The sequence below is a fragment of the Pseudomonas sp. CM27 genome, from assembly GCF_013179515.1.
Lineage (GTDB): Bacteria > Pseudomonadota > Gammaproteobacteria > Pseudomonadales > Pseudomonadaceae > Aquipseudomonas.
Window position 1 is genome coordinate 1 of sequence record NZ_JABMCN010000115.1, and the last position, 18008, is coordinate 18008.

The following is an 18008-nucleotide window of genomic DNA, read 5'->3' on the forward strand; positions in this document are numbered from 1 at the left end:
CAGCGCCTGTACAACGGCGATGCACGACTGAGCCCGCTGGTAAGCTTCACCGAGCAGGTCAGCGGCTCGTTGAGCCCGGCGTTTTCCGATGAAGGCTCGCCACGCCTGGATGTGCCATTGATTCAGCAGGGCCAGGCTGTGCAGCGGTTGACCAGTGCGCGCAGTGCCGCCGAGTTCGAGCTGCTGGCCAATGGCGCCGACAGCTACGAGTCGCCCTGCGCGCTCAGCCTGGCGCCGGGGAGCTTGCCCAGCGAGCAGATCCTCGAGCGGCTTGGCAGCGGGCTGTACATCAGCAACCTGTGGTACCTGAACTACTCCGACTTGCCGGCAGCCCGCATGACCGGGCTGACCCGTTTTGCCACTTTCTGGGTAGAGGATGGCCAGATCCAGGGGCCCGTCAGCACCATGCGTTTCGATGACAGCCTGTACAGTTTGCTCGGCAGCCAGCTGGAAGACCTGACCCGGGAGCGCGAGATGATTCTGTCGACCAGTACCTATGGACAGCGCAGTACCGGGTCGAGTCATTTGCCGGGGGCACTGGTCAAAGGCCTGACCCTGACATTGTAATAGGCCATTCCGGCCTCATCGCCGGCAAGCCAGCTCCCACAGGGACCGCACCCAGTCCGGGGCCTGTGGTGATCCTGTGGGAGCTGGCTTGCCGGCGATGAGGCCAGTACAGGCAATGCCGAACATTGAGGTTCCTCATGCCCGAACGCACTCCGCTGGACCCTGTCACCGCCCGCTGGATCCCCTGGGTGGTGGCGATCGCCTTCTTCATGCAGTCCCTGGACGGCACCATTCTCAACACCGCGCTGCCGGCCATGGCCCGCTCGCTGGCCGAAGACCCGCTGCGCATGCAGGGCGTGATCATCGCCTACATGCTCACCGTGGCCCTGCTGATCCCCGCCTCGGGCTGGATCGCCGACCGCTTCGGCACCAAGCGCATCTTCTTCAGCGCCATCCTGCTGTTCAGCTTCGGCTCGCTGTTGTGCGCTGCAGCCAACAGCCTGGGTTTTCTGATCTTCGCCCGGGTGGTGCAGGGCCTGGGCGGTGCACTGATGTTGCCGGTGGGGCGTTTGGTGGTGCTGCGCGCCTACCCGCGTAGCGAGCTGGTGCGGATCATGAGTTTCATCACCATTCCCGGCTTGCTCGGGCCATTGCTGGGGCCAACGGTTGGCGGCTGGCTGGTGGAAATCCTCACCTGGCACTGGATCTTTTTGCTGAACCTGCCGGTCGGTCTGATCGGTTGCTACGCGGTCTGGAAGTTCATCCCCGACCTGCGCGGCGCCGAACGCACCAGCTTCGACGGCCCTGGCTTTGTGCTTTTCGGCGCGGCGATGGTGCTGATCACCATCGCCATGGAAGGCCTGGGCGAGCTGCACCTGCCGCACTTGCGCGTGATGTTGCTGCTGTTTGCCGGCATGGCCTGCCTGGCCGCCTACTGGCTGCGCGCCGGGCGCGACCCGGAGCCGCTGTTCTCGCCCAGCCTGTTCCGTGTGCGCACCTTCGCCATCGGCATCCTCGGCAACCTGTTCGCGCGCCTGGGCAGCGGCGCACTGCCGTTCCTGGTGCCGCTACTGCTGCAGGTGGCGCTGGGCTATTCACCGGCCCAGGCCGGCATGAGCATGATCCCGCTGGCGGCGGCTGCCATGCTCGCAAAATCCATCGCCAGGCCGCTGATCGAACGCTTTGGCTACCGCATCATCCTCACCGGCAACACCCTGCTGCTGGGCCTGCTGCTGGCCAGCCTGGGCCTGGTCGACGAACAGACACCCTATGCTGTGCTACTGATCCAGCTGGGCCTGCTCGGCGCGGTCAACTCCATGCAGTTCACGGCAATGAATACGGTGACCCTGATCGACCTTGACGACGCCAGCGCCAGCAGCGGCAACAGCCTGCTGTCGGTGGTCGCACAGCTGTCGCTCAGCCTCGGTGTGGCCTGCGCCGGTGCGTTGCTCGGCGGGTTTACTGCAGCCGGCAGCGCCGATGGCGTGGAAACCACGCTGGGGGCGTTTCAGCTGACCTTCGTCACCATCGGCGTGATGGCAATGCTGGCAGCAGCGATCTTCATGCAACTGGCGCCGACGGACGGAAGGCGTGCCCGTCGTCCGGAACAACACATGGAGTCGTAGGGCGAATGGCCATGAGGCTGGTAGACTGTGCGGCATTTTTTCGCTTCGCAACGCAGGCCTGCCTCGTGACCACCGAATCCACCGCTTTTGCCACTCTGCCGCTGTCCGCCGCCATGCTGGCCAACCTGGACGCCCTTGGCTATGCCTCGATGACGCCGATCCAGGCCCAGAGCCTGCCGGTCATCCTCAAGGGCCAGGACCTGATCGCCCAGGCCAAGACCGGCAGCGGCAAGACCGCCGCCTTCGGCATCGGCCTGCTCAACCCGATCAACCCGCGCTACTTCGGCTGCCAGGCCTTGGTGCTGTGCCCTACCCGCGAACTCGCCGACCAGGTGGCCAAGGAGCTGCGCCGCCTGGCGCGGGCCGAGGACAACATCAAGATCCTGACCCTGTGCGGCGGCGTTTCGCTGGGCCCGCAGATTGCCTCGCTGGAGCACGGTGCGCACATCATCGTCGGCACCCCGGGGCGCATCCAGCAGCACCTGGACAAAGGCACCCTGGTGCTGGATGGCCTGAACACCCTGGTGCTGGACGAAGCCGACCGCATGCTCGACATGGGCTTTTTCGACGCCATCGCCAGCATCATCGGCAAGACCCCATCGCGCCGCCAGACCCTGCTGTTCTCGGCCACCTACCCAACCGGCATCAAGCAGCTGGCCGCCGACTTCATGCGCAACCCGCAGCAAGTGAAGGTCGAGAGCCTGCACGCCGACAACCAGATCGAGCAGAGCTTCATCGAGATCGACCCGCAGCAGCGCCTGGAGGCCGTCACCCGCGTGCTCGGCCACTACCGCCCGCAGTCGTGCGTAGCGTTCTGCTTCACCAAGCAGCAGTGCGAAGACGTGGTTGCCCACCTCACCGCCAAGGGCATCGTCGCCCAGGCCCTGCATGGCGACCTGGAACAGCGTGACCGCGACCAGGTACTGACCATGTTCGCCAACCGCAGCAGCTCGGTGCTGGTAGCCACCGACGTAGCCGCGCGCGGCCTGGATATCGATGGCCTGGACATGGTCCTCAACGTGGAGCTGGCGCGTGATGCGGAAATCCACGTGCACCGCGTGGGCCGTACCGGTCGTGCCGGCGAGAAAGGGATTGCGGTCAGCCTGGTGGCCCCGGCCGAAGGCCACCGTGCCCAGGCCATCGAACAGCTGCAGAAGAGCCCGTTGCGCTGGGACCAACTGGACAGCCTGAAAAACAAAGGCGGCGAGCCGCTGCTGCCGGTGATGACCACGCTGTGCATCGCAGCCGGGCGCAAGGACAAGCTGCGCCCGGGTGACATCCTCGGTGCGCTGACCGGTGATGCCGGTATCCCGGGCAAGCAGGTGGGCAAGATCGCCATCTTCGACTTCCAGGCGTTCGTGGCCGTGGAACGTGCGCTGGCCAAGCAGGCCATGCAGCGGCTGAACAGCGGCAAGATCAAGGGCCGCGCCCTGAAAGTCCGCATTCTTTAATCCCAGACAGTGACCCTGTGGGAGCGGGTTCACCCGCGAAAGCCATGGTGCATGCGCCATCGTATTCGCGGGTAAACCCGCTCCCACAGGGTCGGCATTCCACATTCGAATCCAGACAGGTTCATACCGTGCACTCCACCGACGTGATCATCCTCGGCGCTGGCGCCGCCGGCCTGATGTGCGCCCAGCTCAGCGCCCGCCGTGGCCGCCGGGTACTGCTGCTCGACCACGCCAACAAACCGGGCAAGAAAATCCTCATGTCCGGCGGCGGCCGCTGCAACTTCACCAACATGTACACCGAGCCGGCCAACTTCCTTTCGCACAATGCACACTTCTGCAAATCGGCCCTGGCCCGCTACACCCAGTGGGACTTCATCGAGCTGGTGTGCAAGCATGGCGTGGCGTACCACGAGAAGAAACTCGGCCAGCTGTTCTGCGACAACAAGGCCAGTGACATCCTCGACATGCTGCTGGCCGAATGCGACGAGGCCGGTGCCGAGATCCGCATGCAAATCAGCATCGAGCAGATCGAGAAAACCGCAAACGGCTATCTGCTGCAGACCAGCGGCGGCCAGTTCGCCTGCCAGTCGCTGGTGATCGCCACCGGTGGCCTGTCGATCCCGACACTAGGCGCCACCGGCTTCGGCTACCAGGTCGCGCGCCAGTTCGGCCACACACTGCTGCCAACCCGCGCCGGCCTGGTGCCCTTCACTATCACCGAGCCCCAACTCAAGGCATTGTGCACCGAGCTGTCCGGCACCTCGCTGGATTGCACCGCCAGCTGCAATGGCAGCAGCTTCCGCGAGAACCTGCTGTTTACCCACCGCGGTCTGAGCGGCCCGGCGATCCTGCAGATTTCGTCGTTCTGGGAAGCCGGTGACACGGTCGAGATCAACCTGCTGCCGGACCGTGACGCACTGACCTGGCTGCAACAGATGCAAACCGAACGCGCCAACGCCGAACTGAAGACCGTGCTGGGCGAGGTCTTTACCCGCAAACTGGCCAACCTGCTGGCCGAGCAGTGGTTCGAGTCCAGGCCCATGAAGCAGTACACCCCGGCAGAGCTGGCCCAGATCGCCGAAAAGCTGGCGAACTGGCAGGTGGTGCCGGCCGGCACCGAAGGCTACCGCACCGCCGAGGTGACGCTGGGAGGGGTCGACACCCGCGAAGTGTCGTCCAAGACCATGGAATCACTGAAGAGCCCCGGGCTGTACTTCATCGGTGAAGTGCTGGACGTGACCGGCCACCTGGGCGGTTTCAACTTCCAGTGGGCCTGGGCATCGGCCAACGCCGCAGCGCAGTTCGTGTAGAGTAGAATCCATTCAGCAGCACGGAACGCTTCTTGCTGGCCGTGCTGCAATGCATTCATTCGCTCACTGCCTAGCAGGCCATCATGTCATCGAGCTCGTTCCGTCAGTCACTGCGTCGCCTGTGGGGCCAAGACAAGTTCAGCTACAGCATCCGGGTCACCATCGCCCTCACCGGCAGCCTGGCCCTGTGCTGGTACCAGAACGAGATGGCCCTGCTGATTCCGCTGTTCCTCGGCATCATCGCCAGCGCCCTGGCCGAAACCGACGACAGCTGGCAGGGCCGCCTCAGCGCCCTGGCCGTTACCCTGGTGTGCTTCGCCATCGCTGCACTGGCCGTCGAACTGCTGTTCCCCTACCCCTGGATCTTCGCCATCGCCCTGGCCCTGGCGGCGTTCGGGCTGACCATGCTCGGCGCCCTGGGCGAACGTTATGGCGCGATCGCCTCGGCAACGCTGATCACGGCGGTGTACACCATGATCGGCGTGGACCAGCGCGGTGGCCAGGTAACGGACTTCTGGCACGAGCCGATGCTGTTGGTGGCAGGTGCGGCCTGGTACGGGCTGCTGTCGGTGCTGTGGCAGGCGCTGTTCTCCAACCAGCCGGTGCAACAGAGCCTTGCCAAGCTGTTTTTCGAACTGGGCCGCTACCTCAAGCTCAAGGCCAGCCTGTTCGAACCCATCCGCACCCTCGACCTGGAGGCCCGGCGCCTGGAACTGGCCCAGCAGAATGGCAAGGTGGTGGCGGCGCTCAACGCCGCCAAGGAAATCATCCTGCACCGGGTCGGCAACAGCCAGCCCAACTCCAAGGTCAGCCGCTACCTCAAGCTGTACTTCCTGGCCCAGGATATCCACGAGCGGGTCAGTGCCTCGCACTACCCCTACAACGCCCTGACCGAGGCGTTCTTCCACAGCGACGTGATGTTCCGCTGCCAGCGCCTGCTGCGCAAGCAGGGCTCATCCTGCCAGGAACTGGCCCGCTCTATCCGCTTGCGCCAGCCGTTCGTACTCGCCAGCGGCTTTACCGAAGCACTCGAGGACCTCAACGCGTCGCTGGAGCACCTGCGCAACCAGAACAACCCGGCCTGGCGCAGCCTGCTACGCTCGCTGCGGGCGCTGGCCGCCAACCTGGCCACGCTGGACCGCCTGCTCAGCGCTGCCAGCAACCCCGACAGCCTGGCCGATGCCAGCGACAGCAGCCTGCTCGACCGTTCGCCACGCTCGCTGAAGGATGTGTGGACGCGCCTGCGCACCCAGCTCACACCGACCTCGCTGCTGTTCCGCCACGCCTTGCGCCTGCCGCTGGCGTTGTCGATCGGCTACGGCATGGTGCACCTGATTCACCCCACCCAGGGCTACTGGATCATCCTCACCACGCTGTTCGTGTGCCAGCCCAACTACGGTGCAACCCGGCGCAAGCTGGTGCAGCGCATTTTCGGTACCGCAGTCGGCCTGACGGTGGGCTGGGCGCTGTTCGACCTGTTCCCCAACCCGGTCATCCAGTCGCTGTTTGCCGTGGTCGCCGGGGTGGTGTTCTTCGTCAACCGCACCACCCGCTACACCCTGGCCACGGCCGCGATCACTTTGATGGTGCTGTTCTGCTTCAACCAGATCGGCGATGGCTATGGCCTGTTCCTGCCGCGCCTGTTCGATACCTTGGTCGGCAGCCTGATCGCCATCCTCGCGGTGTTCCTGTTCCTGCCCGACTGGCAGGGGCGGCGGTTGAACAAGGCACTGGCCAATACCCTGGCCTGCGCCAGCGTCTATCTGCGGCAGATCATGCAGCAGTACGCCCACGGCAAGCGCGACGACCTGGCCTACCGCCTGGCCCGGCGCAACGCCCACAACGCCGATGCGGCGCTGTCCACCACCCTGGCCAACATGCTGATGGAGCCTGGGCACTTCCGCAAGGAAGCCGACGTCGGCTTCCGCTTCCTGGTGCTGTCGCACACCTTGCTCAGCTATCTGTCGGGGCTGGGTGCGCACCGCGATATGGCGTTGCCCGCGCAGGTGCAGGAGCAATTGATCGAAGGTGCAGGGCAAAGCCTGGCCAACAGTCTGGACGAGATTGCCAACGGCCTGGCCGCACGGCTGCCGGTGGCGATTCATAGCGATGCCGAGGAGGCGCTGGCCAATGCCCTGGAACAGATGCCGGAAGAACTGGATGAACATCAGCGGCTGGTGCAGACCCAGCTGGCGTTGATCTGCCGGCAGTTGGGGCCGCTGCGTACCTTGGCGGGGCACTTGATCAAAGAGAGCCCGCCCGCCTGATTTTTCGCGGGGTCTGTGCTTTTCAGCCTCTATTTTGGCCAAATGCATTCGACATGCGATGATCGAGGTCTCATTCAAGGAGTTCGCGCCTGTGTCCATCGACTGGCTCTGCAAGCACCACACCGACCTTGGCAAAGATCAGCTCTACGCCATTCTGCAATTGCGTACCGAAGTGTTCGTGGTCGAGCAGCGCTGCGCCTATCAGGACGTCGATGGCCAGGACCTGAGCGGCGACACCCTGCACCTCATGGCGTGGCAGGAAGACAAACTGGTGGCTTACCTGCGTTTGCTCGATCCGCAATCCCAGGGCGGGGATGTGGTGATCGGGCGGGTAGTGACTTCACCTGCGGCGCGAGGGCTGAAGCTGGGGCACACGTTGCTGTCGAAGGCGCTGGAGGCGGCGGAGCATTGCTGGCCGGGAGTACCGGTTTATCTGTCGGCGCAGGCGCATTTGCAGGCGTTTTATGCCAGGCATGGGTTTGTGGTGGCGGGTGAGGAATACCTTGAAGATGACATTCCACATATCGGCATGCGCAAAGGCTGAATTGCCGGGGGTGCTTTGCACCCCTTTCGCCGGCAAGCCAGCTCCCATAAACCTCAGGGGTAGCCCAGCACTTCGCGTATCTGCCGCAGATGGCGGATGATCCACTGCTTGTCGATCGCACCCCAGTCATGAATGCGGTAATGCCCGGCGTGGTTGCGCGCGCCTTCCTGCTGCTCGAACTCGCAGACGATATCCAGGTCGGCTAGCGCCGCGATAGTGTCCTGGGCGGTGCGCCGTGGCATGCCGGTGGCCTCCATCAGGGCTGGCACGCTGGTCGCGGTCTGGCTGTCGATCAGCCAGGCCACGTACAGGCGGCGGTAGAAGCTGCTCTTGGTCTTGCTCACTTCCATGCTGCATGTTCCTTAGGGGTTGCCCGGCAGCTCCCGATAGGTCAGGTAGACGCGCAGGTCGAATTCCAGTTGGTGGTAGTCCGGCTCCATGTGCTGGCAGAGCTGGTAGAACGCCTTGTTGTGATCGCGCTCGCGCAGATGTGCCAGCTCGTGCACCACGATCATGCGCAAGAACTGCGGCGCGGCCTCCTTGAACAGCGACGCAATGCGGATCTCCTTCTTGGCCTTGAGCTTGCCGCCCTGCACCCGCGATACCGCCGTGTTCAGGCCCAGGGCCCGATGGGTCAGGTCGAGGCGGCTGTCGAACAGCACCTTGTCCAGGTTCGGCGCGCTGCGCAGGTACTGCTGGCGCAGGTCCTGGGCATAGCCATACAACGCTTTGTCGCTTTGCACGTCATGGCGGTCTGGGTAGCGGCGCTGCAGGTATTCGCCCAGGCGGTCGCTGTCGATCATCTGCCGCACCTGCGCCTGCAGGTGCGGAGGGTAGGCTTGCAAATAACGGAGTACGGTCATGGCACTGTAGTCGGCGTAACGAATGCCGATTCTAGCCAATCACGCCCGTGGCCAGGGGAAAATCGCCGGGAAGCCGCTGGCATCTGCCGCAGTCATCGGGTGCGCCACTAAAAACCCTTGCACGTATTCGCAATCATTGGCCCTCAGCCAGGCCGCCTGGGCCGGGGTTTCCACGCCTTCGGCGATGACCGTGATGTGATAGTCGGTACACAGGCCGATGACGCTGCGCACCAGCGCCGCATCCACTGCCGAGTCGGGCAGTCGCGCAACCAGATGGCGGTCAAGCTTGAGGGTATCGATTGGCAGGTCACGTAGCATGCGTAGCGAACAGTCACCCGCGCCAAAATCATCCAGCGCCACCCTTACCCCCAACTCGCGCAAGCGGTGTATCTGCTTCACGGCCGCATCGATGTTGTACATCAGCGAGGTTTCTGCCACTTCCACTTCCAGCTGCGTCGGGGCTAGCTGGTAAAGCTGGATGACCCGCTGCAACTCCTCGACCAGGCCGGGCATGACGAACTGCGCGCGGCTCAGGCTGATGCCCAGCACCAGGTCGGCCGGGAAGCGCTGGCACCATGCCTGGCGCTGCGCTGCGCCCTGCCGGTAGATCCAGCTGGCCAGGCGGTTGATCAGGCGCGCTTCTTCGAGCAAGGGGATGAACAACCCCGGCGGCACATCGCCAACACTGGGGTGCTGCCAGCGCAGCAAGGCCTCGAAGCCACGCAGACGACCATCGTTGAAACCCACCTGCGGTTGGTAAACCAGGGTGAAGTCCTGCTGCTCGATGGCGGCGCGCACGCTGTCTTCGAGCATCAGCCGCGACCGCGCCCGGCCATTGAGCTCCTGATCATAGAAGCGGTACTGCTGGCGACCGGCCTGCTTGGCCGCATACATCGCGGCATCCGCCGCCCGCAGCAGGCCTTCCACATTGGCGCCGCAGTCCGGGAAGGTGGCGATGCCGATGCTGACCCCGAGCGTTACATCCAGCCCTTCCACTTCGTGGCTGATGGAAACACGCTCGAGCAAACGCTCGGCATAGCGCCCGGCCTGCTCCGGGTACGGCAGGCTGTCGAACAGCGCAGTAAACTCATCCCCACCCATGCGCGCCAGCAGGGCATCGCTGCCCAGGCAGTCCTTGAGCTGCTCGGCCACCCAGCGCAGTACCCGGTCGCCGGCATCGTGGCCAAGCGAATCGTTGATCCGCTTGAAGCCATCCAGATCCATGTACATCAGCGCCTGTGCCTTGTCCGAGCGCTCGTTGCGCAGCAGCGCCCCCTCGGCGGCCTGGTAGAAACCGCGGCGGTTGAGCAGGCCGGTGAGCGGATCGGTGACGGCCTGGTATTCAAGCTGCTGGTGCAGGTTGCGCACTACCGACATGTCCAGCACGGTCACCACCATGGCCTGCTGGTCTGCCGGCAACGGCGCGCAGGACAACGCCACCGGCACCAGTTCGCCAGCCACGGTGCGCAGCTGGGCGTCGTGCACGCGGAAAATCTGCCGAACCAGATAGGCTTTGTAGAAATCCGATTCTGGCCACAGGCTGGCGCTGGCCAATTGCACCAGGTCGAGCAGGTGGGCGCCCTGCAACTGCTGCACTGGCGCTGACAGCAAGCGCGAAATGGCAGGGTTGGCAAAGCCGATGATGCCCTTGTCATCCACTACCAGGATGCCTTCGGCGGCGTTTTCCAGGATTGACGCGTTGAACGCCCTGGCCGCTTCCAGCTCACGCGTCAGGCGCTGCAGCATGCGCCGGTTGCGCTGCTGGTCGAGCAGTGCCTGAACCTTGGGCTTGAGTATTTGCGGGTCGAACGGCTTGAACATGTAGTCCACGGCGCCGCTGGCGTAGCCTTTGAGCACGGCCGCTTCAGACTGTTCGTTGGCGGTGAGGAATATGATCGGTGTCAGCCGAGTGCGCTGGCTGCCACGCATCAGCCGGGCGACTTCAAAGCCGTCCATTTCCGGCATTTGTACATCCAGCAACACCAGGTCGACATCGTGTTCGAGCAGCGCACTCAAGGCTTCCATCCCCGAGCTTGCCGTCAACACTTGCCAATCCTGCCGGGCCAGCAATGCCCGCATGCTGATGAGATTCTCAGGGTAGTCGTCTACTACCAGAAGAATCGAGCTGCCATCCAGTGGCTGTGGTTGAGGGTGAGCGCCATCCATGCTGCTTCTCTATTATGTGACCGACTTCAAATACGGTTGGATCCGTTTAGTACTCTAGACCTGAGCTGCCGACACGCAATGCAATCAGAACGCTATCAGTGGCTAACTGTACGGTAGCCGACCAACGGTCGGTCTGCGGAAAGAAAGCGCAAGGTGGTAGCCGCCAGAAATGAAAAAACCCGCATCGCTGCGGGTTTTTTCAGGGTTGCCTGCGGATCAGTTGACCTTGGCGGCCAGCTCACCTTTGGCATAGCGCTGGAACATGCCTTCCAGGGAGATCGGCTTGATCTTCGAGGCGTTGCCGGCAGTGCCGAAGGCTTCATAACGCGCGATGCACACGTCACGCATGGCCTTCACGGTTTCGGCGAAGAACTTGCGTGGGTCGAACTCGCTCGGGTTCATCGCCATGTGACGGCGCATGGCACCGGTCGAGGCCAGGCGCAGGTCGGTGTCGATGTTGACCTTGCGCACGCCGTACTTGATGCCTTCGACGATTTCTTCTACCGGTACGCCGTAGGTCTCTTTGATCTCGCCGCCGTACTGGTTGATGATCGCCAGCCACTCTTGCGGTACCGAGGAGGACCCGTGCATCACCAGGTGGGTGTTGGGGATGCGCTTGTGGATTTCCTTGATGCGCTCGATGGCCAGGATGTCACCGGTTGGCGGCTTGGTGAACTTGTAGGCACCGTGGCTGGTACCGATAGCGATCGCCAGGGCGTCGACCTGAGTCTTCTTGACGAAGTCTGCGGCCTCTTCCGGGTCGGTCAGCATCTGGCTGTGGTCCAGCACGCCTTCGGCGCCGATGCCGTCTTCTTCACCGGCCATGCCGGTTTCCAGCGAACCCAGGCAGCCCAGCTCGCCTTCAACCGAAACACCGCAGGCGTGCGCCATGGCGACGGTCTGCTGGGTAACGCGGACGTTGTACTCGTAGTCGGTCGGGGTCTTGCCGTCTTCACCCAGCGAGCCGTCCATCATCACCGAGCTGAAGCCCAGCTGGATCGAGCGCTGGCAGACATCCGGGCTGGTGCCGTGGTCCTGGTGCATGCACACCGGGATGTGCGGGAATTCTTCGATGGCAGCCAGGATCAGGTGGCGCAGGAACGGCGCGCCAGCGTATTTGCGGGCACCGGCCGAAGCCTGGACGATCACCGGAGAGTCGGTCTTGTCGGCCGCTTCCATGATGGCGCGCATCTGCTCGAGGTTGTTGACGTTGAAAGCTGGTACGCCGTAACCGAACTCGGCGGCGTGGTCCAGCATCTGGCGCATGCTAATGAGTGCCATTGTGTATCTCTCTCCCGACAAGCGTCGTCTGTTTCGTGCAAGCCTGCCGCAGGGGCGGTTGCTGTTCAAGTAGTGTGGGCCACCCTCGCGGCCCGGCCAGTCACGGTGCCTTGCAGCCCCGCCCAATCAGATCGTTGGTTGCCACCCAGTACACCAGGCCTTCTTCGCCCTTGGTGTGGAAGGCCAGCATGCCATCGCTATACAGCGCACCCGAGGCACCCGGCTCGGCCTTGAGCCGGTAAACCTGGTCGCCGCCGCCAAGGCGTACGTCGACCTGGTCGCGTTGCGCGTCGGCGAAGCGCCACAGCACTTCGGCCTGGGTATCGCAGACCCAACGGGTCCAGTTGTCTGCCGGGGCGGGTTGCGCCGGCTGCAGCAGTGAGCATCCTGCCAGTGTCGCCAGGGCCGTTACGGCCATAAGCGCTTTCATTCAGTTTCCTCAATTCAGGGCTGCTTTGCAGCCCATCGCCGGCAAGCCAGCTCCCACAGACCCCGCACATCCTTGCAAGAGAAGCTGTACCTGTGGGAGCTGGCTTGCCGGCGATGGGCCGCATAGCGGCCCCCTTTCCAAGACCACAAATCAGCCTTCAGGTTGCCGACTACCCGATCAAGGGCAACCCGGCGCCTTGCGCTGGTGGTCTTCGTCATACTTTTCCAGGCCTTCCGGGCCCACGCGCTTGCTGATGACCGGCACGGTCTCGGCCTGCCACTCGGACTGGTAGCAGCCGCCCTTGGGCGGGTGCGACGGGTCGCCGTCCGAGGCCGGGCTGCCGGCGCAAGCGCTCAGCAAGCCGGCCAGCATCATCACAGGCAATTGCTTGACCATCAGGCCACTCCCTTTGCCAAGCGCCGAAGTCATCAGGCCTTTGCCCGCTCTTCCAGGATTGCCACCGCTGGCAGGACCTTGCCCTCGACGAACTCGAGGAAGGCGCCACCACCGGTAGAAATGTAGGAGATATCCTTGCTGACGCCATATTTGTCGATGGCCGCCAGGGTGTCACCGCCACCGGCGATGGAGAACGCCGCGCTGGCGGCGATGGCATTGGCCAGCACCTTGGTGCCATTGCCGAACTGGTCGAATTCGAACACGCCCACCGGGCCGTTCCACAAAACGGTCTTAGACGACTTCAGCAGCTCGGCGAAGTTGGCTGCGGTCTGCGGGCCGATGTCCAGGATCATGTCGTCTGCGGCAACGTCGGCAATGGCCTTGACGGTGGCTTCGGCGCTTTCAGCGAATTCCTTGGCAACCACCACGTCAACCGGCAGCGGTACGTTGACCTTGGCCGCAATGGCCTTGGCGGTGTCGACCAGGTCTGGCTCGTACAGCGACTTGCCAACCGGGTGGCCGGCAGCGGCCAGGAAGGTATTGGCGATGCCACCACCCACGATCAGCAGGTCACAGACCGCGCTCAGGCTGTTCAGCACGTCGAGCTTGGTGGAAACCTTGGAGCCGGCAACGATGGCCGCCATCGGCTTGGCCGGGGCTTTCAGGGCCTTGCCCAGGGCGTCCAGCTCGGCAGCCAGCAACGGGCCGGCAGCGGCAACCTTGGCGAACTTGGCGACACCATGGGTCGAGCCTTCGGCGCGGTGTGCGGTACCGAAAGCATCCATGACGAACACGTCGCACAGGGCGGCGTACTTTTGTGCCAGCTCGTCGGCGTTCTTTTTCTCGCCCTTGTTGAAGCGCACGTTCTCGAACAGCACCAGGTCACCGGCCTTTACCTCGACACCGTCCAGGTAGTCGGCAACCAGCGGCACTTCGCGGCCCAGGGCCTTGCTCAGGTAGTCGGCAACCGGCTTGAGGCTGTTCTCGGCAGAGAACTCGCCTTCAGTCGGGCGGCCCAAGTGCGAGCAGACCATTACCGCTGCGCCCTTCTCCAGGGCCAGCTTGATGGTCGGCAGCGCTGCCAGGATACGCGCATCGCTGGCTACCACACCGTCCTTCACAGGCACGTTGAGGTCTTCGCGGATCAGTACGCGCTTACCTTGCAGGTCGAGGTCGGTCATCTTCAACACGGTCATGAATGCAGTCCTTCAGGGCTGTTTGTTGCGGGTTGGGTGAACGACGTGCAGAAAGTGTTCGGCGACGTCGAGCATACGGTTGGCGAACCCCCATTCGTTGTCGAACCAGGCCAGCAGGTTCACCAGGCGGGGGCCGGAAACACGGGTCTGGCTGGCATCGACGATGGCCGAATGCGGGTCGTGGTTGAAATCACAGCTGGCGTGCGGCAGTTCGGTGTAGGCCAGCAAGCCTTTCAGCGGGCCTTCCAGCGCCGCTTGGCGCAGCACCTGGTTGACCTCTGCCGCGCTGGTGTCGCGGGCGGTCTGCAGGGTGATGTCCAGGCACGAAACGTTGACGGTGGGTACACGTACCGCTTTGGCCTGGATTCGCCCGGCAAGTTCCGGAAGCAGCCGCTCGATACCGCGCGCCAGACCAGTGGACACCGGGATCACCGACTGGAAGGCCGAGCGCGTGCGGCGCAGGTCTTCGTGGTGGTAAGCGTCGATCACCGGCTGGTCGTTCATCGCCGAGTGGATGGTGGTGATCTGCACGTACTCGATGCCGAATGCCTGGTCCAGCACGCGCAGCAGCGGCACACCGCAGTTGGTCGTGCACGAGGCGTTGGACACCAGGCGCTCGCTGCCGGTCAGGCAGGCCTGGTTGATGCCGTAGACCACGGTGGCATCGACGTCGGCCTCGCTGGCCATGGGCTGGGAGAACAGCACCCGCGGCGCGCCGGCATCGAGGAAGCGCTGGCCATCGGCACGGGTGTTGTAGGCGCCGGAACACTCCAGCACCAGGTCGATGTCGAGGGCGGCCCAGTCGATACCCTCGGGGGTGGCACTGCGCATTACCTTCACGCAGTCGCCATTGATATGCAGACAGTCGCCGTCCACCCTCACCTCACCGGGGAAACGCCCGTGGGTGGAGTCGAAGCGTGTCAGGTATTCCAGGCTGGCCTGGTCGGCCAGGTCGTTCAGCGCGACGATCTCGAAACCGGCCTTTGCCCCCCGCTCGAACAGCGCGCGCAGGACACAGCGGCCAATACGGCCATAACCGTTGAGTGCAACTTTGTAGGGACGCAGGTGGGGCATTCGTTGGCTCGCTAACGCATGATGGCTGTTGGGGCCGCGTTGCGGCCCATCGCGACGCAAGGCCGCTCCTGCAGGGACCGCACCGCCATCTTGGGTTGCGCGGTCCCTGCAGGAGCGGCCTTGCGTCGCGATGGAGGGCAAAGCCCTCCCTTTGCACGACCTGGAGGGCGTCACTGCCCTCCTTTGTTACATCAGTCTTCCAGCAGCTCTTCGGCAGTACCGAGGATGTTCTCCAGGGTGAAGCCGAACTCTTCGAACAGTGCCGAAGCCGGCGCCGACTCACCGTAGGTGGTCATGCCGATGATACGACCTTCCAGACCGACGTACTTGTACCAGAAGTCGGCATGGGCAGCTTCGATGGCGATGCGCGCGCCTACTTCCAGCGGCAGCACGGACTGCTTGTAGGCAGCGTCCTGGGCATCGAACACGCTGGTGCACGGCATGGAGACCACGCGTACCTTGCGGCCCTGCTCGGTCAGCTTGTCGAAGGCCTGCACAGCCAGGCCCACTTCGGAACCGGTAGCGATCAGGATCAGCTCAGGCTCGCCAGCGCAGTCCTTGAGCACGTAGCCGCCGCGGCTGATGTCAGCGATCTGCTGGGCGTCGCGCTGCTGGTGCTGCAGGTTCTGACGCGAGAAGATCAGCGCCGATGGGCCGTCCTTGCGCTCCAGGGCGTTTTTCCAGGACACGGCAGATTCCACCGCATCGGCCGGGCGCCAGGTGTCCAGGTTCGGCGTGCTGCGCAGGCTGGTCAGCTGCTCGATCGGCTGGTGAGTCGGGCCGTCTTCGCCCAGGCCGATGGAGTCGTGGGTGTAGACGTGGATCACCCGCTGCTTCATCAGTGCCGACATGCGCACGGCGTTGCGGGCGTATTCCATGAACATCAGGAAGGTCGCGCCGTAAGGCACCAGGCCACCGTGCAGGGCAACGCCGTTCATGATGGCGGTCATGCCGAACTCGCGCACGCCGTAGAACACGTAGTTGCCGCTGGCGTCATTGGCTTCGACGCCCTTGCAGCCCTTCCACAGGGTCAGGTTGGAGCCGGCCAGGTCAGCCGAACCACCGAGGAACTCAGGCAGCAGCGGGCCGAACGCATTGAGGGCGTTCTGGCTGGCTTTACGGCTGGCGATGGTTTCGCCTTTGGCAGCCACTTCGTTGATGTAGGCCTGGGCCTTTTCGCTGAAGTCGGCCGGCAGCTCGCCGCTGTCACGGCGCTTGAACTCGGCAGCCAACTCCGGGTAGGCCTTGGCGTAGGCGTCGAAACGCTGGTTCCAGTCGGCTTCGGCCTTGGCACCGGCGGCCTTGGCATCCCATTCGGCATAAATGTCGGCCGGGATTTCGAACGGGCCGTGGTTCCAGTTCAGTTCTTTACGGGCCAGGGCGATTTCGTCATTGCCCAGCGGTGCGCCGTGGCAGTCTTCCTTGCCCTGCTTGTTCGGCGAACCGAAGCCGATGATGGTCTTGCAGCAGATCAGGGTCGGGCGGTCGCTCTTGCGCGCCGTCTCGATGGCCATCTTGATTTCTTCGGCATCGTGGCCGTCGACGTTGCGGATCACCTGCCAGTTGTAGGCTTCGAAGCGCGCCGGGGTGTTGTCGGTGAACCAGCCATGCACTTCACCGTCGATGGAGATGCCGTTGTCGTCGTAGAAGGCGACCAGCTTGTTCAGGCCCAGGGTGCCGGCCAGCGAGGCGACTTCGTGGGAGATGCCTTCCATCATGCAGCCGTCGCCGAGGAACACATAAGTGTTGTGGTCGACGATGTCGTGGCCGTCACGGTTGAACTGGGCAGCCAGTACCTTTTCCGCCAGGGCGAAGCCCACGGCGTTGGCCAGGCCCTGGCCCAGCGGGCCGGTGGTGGTCTCCACGCCTGGGGTGTAACCGAGCTCCGGGTGGCCCGGGGTGCGGCTGTGCAGCTGGCGGAAGGCCTTGAGGTCGTCGATCGACAGGTCGTAGCCGGTCAGGTGCAGCAGCGAGTAGATCAGCATCGAGCCGTGGCCGTTGGACAGCACGAAGCGGTCACGGTCGGCGAAATGTGGGTTGCTCGGGTTGTGCTTCAGGTAGTCACGCCACAGTACTTCGGCGATATCCGCCATGCCCATTGGGGCACCTGGGTGGCCGCTATTAGCCTTTTGCACGGCATCCATGCTGAGGGCGCGAATGGCGTTGGCACGTTCACGACGGCTGGGCATCGCTGGTCTCCTGGGGGGGCTTGAATAGGTGGTGTCACGAAAAAGGCGGCTATTTTCGCCCACTGGGGGTGCCGGGGGCAATGACGTATGGTCGCAGTCGGGGGATTTTCCTGTGATTGGCATTCAATTCGGGGCAAAACCGGGTGAAACGGCCCGTCCATCACTCAATATCAAAACTTTTTGATATTGGCCTTGCTAGGGCATCGATGCCTGTCTAGACTGCCGCCCCATGAACCTCCGTGCGCAATCCATTCCCGAGCAACGCGAAACACTGGCTGCCCTGTGCAAGGCCAGTGGCGACGAGTTGCGCCTGAACGTACTGCGCGCCCTGGCCAACGATTCGTTCGGCGTGCTGGAGCTGGCGCAGATATTCGACGTAGGCCAGTCAGGCATGAGCCACCACCTGAAGGTGCTGGCCCAGGCAGAGCTGGTAGCGACCCGCCGCGAAGGCAATGCCATCTTCTACCGCCGCGCCCTGCCCGACAGCCTGCGCCTGGGCGGCCGGCTGCATGCGGCGTTGCTTGAAGAGGTCGACGGCCTGACGCTGCCGCCGGACGTGCAGGCGCGGATCGCCCAGGTGCAGCAGCGCCGCGCGGTAACCAGCCAGGACTTCTTCTTGCGCGTGGAAGAAAAGTTTCGCGCCCAGCAAGACCTTATTGCCGGCCTGCCGCAGTACCGCGAAAGCCTGCTGGCACTGCTCGACAAGCTG

Annotated in this window: 16 protein-coding genes; 7 read left to right on the plus strand and 9 right to left on the minus strand. The window is 63.8% G+C overall.

The window, feature by feature from the left end:
- From HP547_RS15570 to HP547_RS15595, 6 genes are all read left to right on the plus strand, one after another.
- A partial coding sequence (locus HP547_RS15570) for a metallopeptidase TldD-related protein (protein WP_256676350.1) occupies positions 1-567 on the plus strand: 567 nt, incomplete at its 5' end.
- A 137-nt stretch (positions 568-704) separates the two neighbouring features.
- On the plus strand, positions 705-2132 hold the full coding sequence (gene mdtD, locus HP547_RS15575) for a multidrug transporter subunit MdtD (RefSeq protein ID WP_172286750.1): 1428 nt from the start codon (positions 705-707) through the stop codon (positions 2130-2132).
- A 113-nt stretch (positions 2133-2245) separates the two neighbouring features.
- Positions 2246-3583, plus strand: coding sequence for an ATP-dependent RNA helicase DbpA (dbpA, locus tag HP547_RS15580; protein WP_256676351.1), 1338 nt, complete (start codon positions 2246-2248; stop codon positions 3581-3583).
- 128 nt (positions 3584-3711) lie between these two features.
- Complete coding sequence (locus HP547_RS15585; protein ID WP_172286751.1) at positions 3712-4893, plus strand: aminoacetone oxidase family FAD-binding enzyme; 1182 nt, start codon at positions 3712-3714, stop codon at positions 4891-4893.
- Between the two features lie 83 nt (positions 4894-4976).
- On the plus strand, positions 4977-7160 hold the full coding sequence (yccS, locus tag HP547_RS15590; RefSeq protein WP_172227266.1) for a YccS family putative transporter: 2184 nt from the start codon (positions 4977-4979) through the stop codon (positions 7158-7160).
- A gap of 91 nt (positions 7161-7251) precedes the next feature.
- Positions 7252-7704 (plus strand): GNAT family N-acetyltransferase, encoded by a 453-nt coding sequence (locus HP547_RS15595; protein ID WP_172227268.1) that lies wholly within the window; start codon positions 7252-7254, stop codon positions 7702-7704.
- 53 nt (positions 7705-7757) lie between these two features.
- On the opposite strand, the gene HP547_RS15600 is transcribed toward HP547_RS15595, so the two are convergent.
- From HP547_RS15600 to tkt, 9 genes are all read right to left on the minus strand, one after another.
- On the minus strand, positions 7758-8054 hold the full coding sequence (locus tag HP547_RS15600) for a helix-turn-helix domain-containing protein (RefSeq protein WP_003249396.1): 297 nt from the start codon (positions 8052-8054) through the stop codon (positions 7758-7760).
- A 12-nt stretch (positions 8055-8066) separates the two neighbouring features.
- Positions 8067-8567 carry a M48 family metallopeptidase gene (locus tag HP547_RS15605; protein ID WP_172286752.1) on the minus strand — a complete coding sequence of 167 codons (501 nt, stop codon included), beginning with the start codon at positions 8565-8567 and terminating at the stop codon, positions 8067-8069.
- Positions 8568-8606: 39 nt separating this feature from the next.
- Complete coding sequence (locus tag HP547_RS15610; RefSeq protein WP_172286753.1) at positions 8607-10733, minus strand: bifunctional diguanylate cyclase/phosphodiesterase; 2127 nt, start codon at positions 10731-10733, stop codon at positions 8607-8609.
- 216 nt (positions 10734-10949) lie between these two features.
- Positions 10950-12014 carry a class II fructose-bisphosphate aldolase gene (gene fba / locus HP547_RS15615; RefSeq protein WP_172227274.1) on the minus strand — a complete coding sequence of 355 codons (1065 nt, stop codon included), beginning with the start codon at positions 12012-12014 and terminating at the stop codon, positions 10950-10952.
- A gap of 100 nt (positions 12015-12114) precedes the next feature.
- Positions 12115-12444, minus strand: a complete 330-nt coding sequence (locus tag HP547_RS15620) for an MliC family protein (protein ID WP_172227276.1) — start codon at positions 12442-12444, stop codon at positions 12115-12117.
- A gap of 177 nt (positions 12445-12621) precedes the next feature.
- The gene (locus HP547_RS15625) at positions 12622-12873 is read right to left on the minus strand and encodes a hypothetical protein (RefSeq protein ID WP_172227278.1); all 252 of its coding nucleotides are present in this window, start codon (positions 12871-12873) and stop codon (positions 12622-12624) included.
- A complete protein-coding gene (locus tag HP547_RS15630) occupies positions 12873-14036 on the minus strand; it encodes a phosphoglycerate kinase (protein WP_172286754.1) in 1164 nt (387 codons plus the stop codon). Before HP547_RS15630 ends, HP547_RS15625 begins: the two co-directional genes overlap by 1 nt.
- 12 nt (positions 14037-14048) lie before the next feature.
- On the minus strand, positions 14049-15110 hold the full coding sequence (gene epd / locus HP547_RS15635) for an erythrose-4-phosphate dehydrogenase (RefSeq protein WP_172227282.1): 1062 nt from the start codon (positions 15108-15110) through the stop codon (positions 14049-14051).
- Positions 15111-15301: 191 nt separating this feature from the next.
- Positions 15302-17299 (minus strand): transketolase, encoded by a 1998-nt coding sequence (gene tkt / locus HP547_RS15640; protein ID WP_172286755.1) that lies wholly within the window; start codon positions 17297-17299, stop codon positions 15302-15304.
- 229 nt (positions 17300-17528) lie between these two features.
- Here tkt and HP547_RS15645 point away from each other — a divergent pair.
- The coding region (locus tag HP547_RS15645) for a metalloregulator ArsR/SmtB family transcription factor (RefSeq protein WP_172286756.1) at positions 17529-18008 on the plus strand (480 nt) is incomplete at its 3' end.

Bases quoted from the DNA above. Each gene is read 5' to 3' on its own strand.
- mdtD (WP_172286750.1), top strand. From the start codon at position 705: ATGCCCGAACGCACTCCGCTGGACCCTGTCACCGCCCGCTGGATCCCC.
- dbpA (WP_256676351.1), top strand. From the start codon at position 2,246: ATGCTGGCCAACCTGGACGCCCTTGGCTATGCCTCGATGACGCCGATC.
- yccS (WP_172227266.1), top strand. From the start codon at position 4,977: ATGTCATCGAGCTCGTTCCGTCAGTCACTGCGTCGCCTGTGGGGCCAA.
- HP547_RS15600 (WP_003249396.1), bottom strand. From the start codon at position 8,054: ATGGAAGTGAGCAAGACCAAGAGCAGCTTCTACCGCCGCCTGTACGTG.
- HP547_RS15605 (WP_172286752.1), bottom strand. From the start codon at position 8,567: ATGACCGTACTCCGTTATTTGCAAGCCTACCCTCCGCACCTGCAGGCG.
- HP547_RS15610 (WP_172286753.1), bottom strand. From the start codon at position 10,733: ATGGATGGCGCTCACCCTCAACCACAGCCACTGGATGGCAGCTCGATT.
- fba (WP_172227274.1), bottom strand. From the start codon at position 12,014: ATGGCACTCATTAGCATGCGCCAGATGCTGGACCACGCCGCCGAGTTC.
- HP547_RS15620 (WP_172227276.1), bottom strand. From the start codon at position 12,444: ATGAAAGCGCTTATGGCCGTAACGGCCCTGGCGACACTGGCAGGATGC.
- HP547_RS15625 (WP_172227278.1), bottom strand. From the start codon at position 12,873: ATGACTTCGGCGCTTGGCAAAGGGAGTGGCCTGATGGTCAAGCAATTG.
- HP547_RS15630 (WP_172286754.1), bottom strand. From the start codon at position 14,036: ATGACCGTGTTGAAGATGACCGACCTCGACCTGCAAGGTAAGCGCGTA.
- epd (WP_172227282.1), bottom strand. From the start codon at position 15,110: ATGCCCCACCTGCGTCCCTACAAAGTTGCACTCAACGGTTATGGCCGT.
- tkt (WP_172286755.1), bottom strand. From the start codon at position 17,299: ATGCCCAGCCGTCGTGAACGTGCCAACGCCATTCGCGCCCTCAGCATG.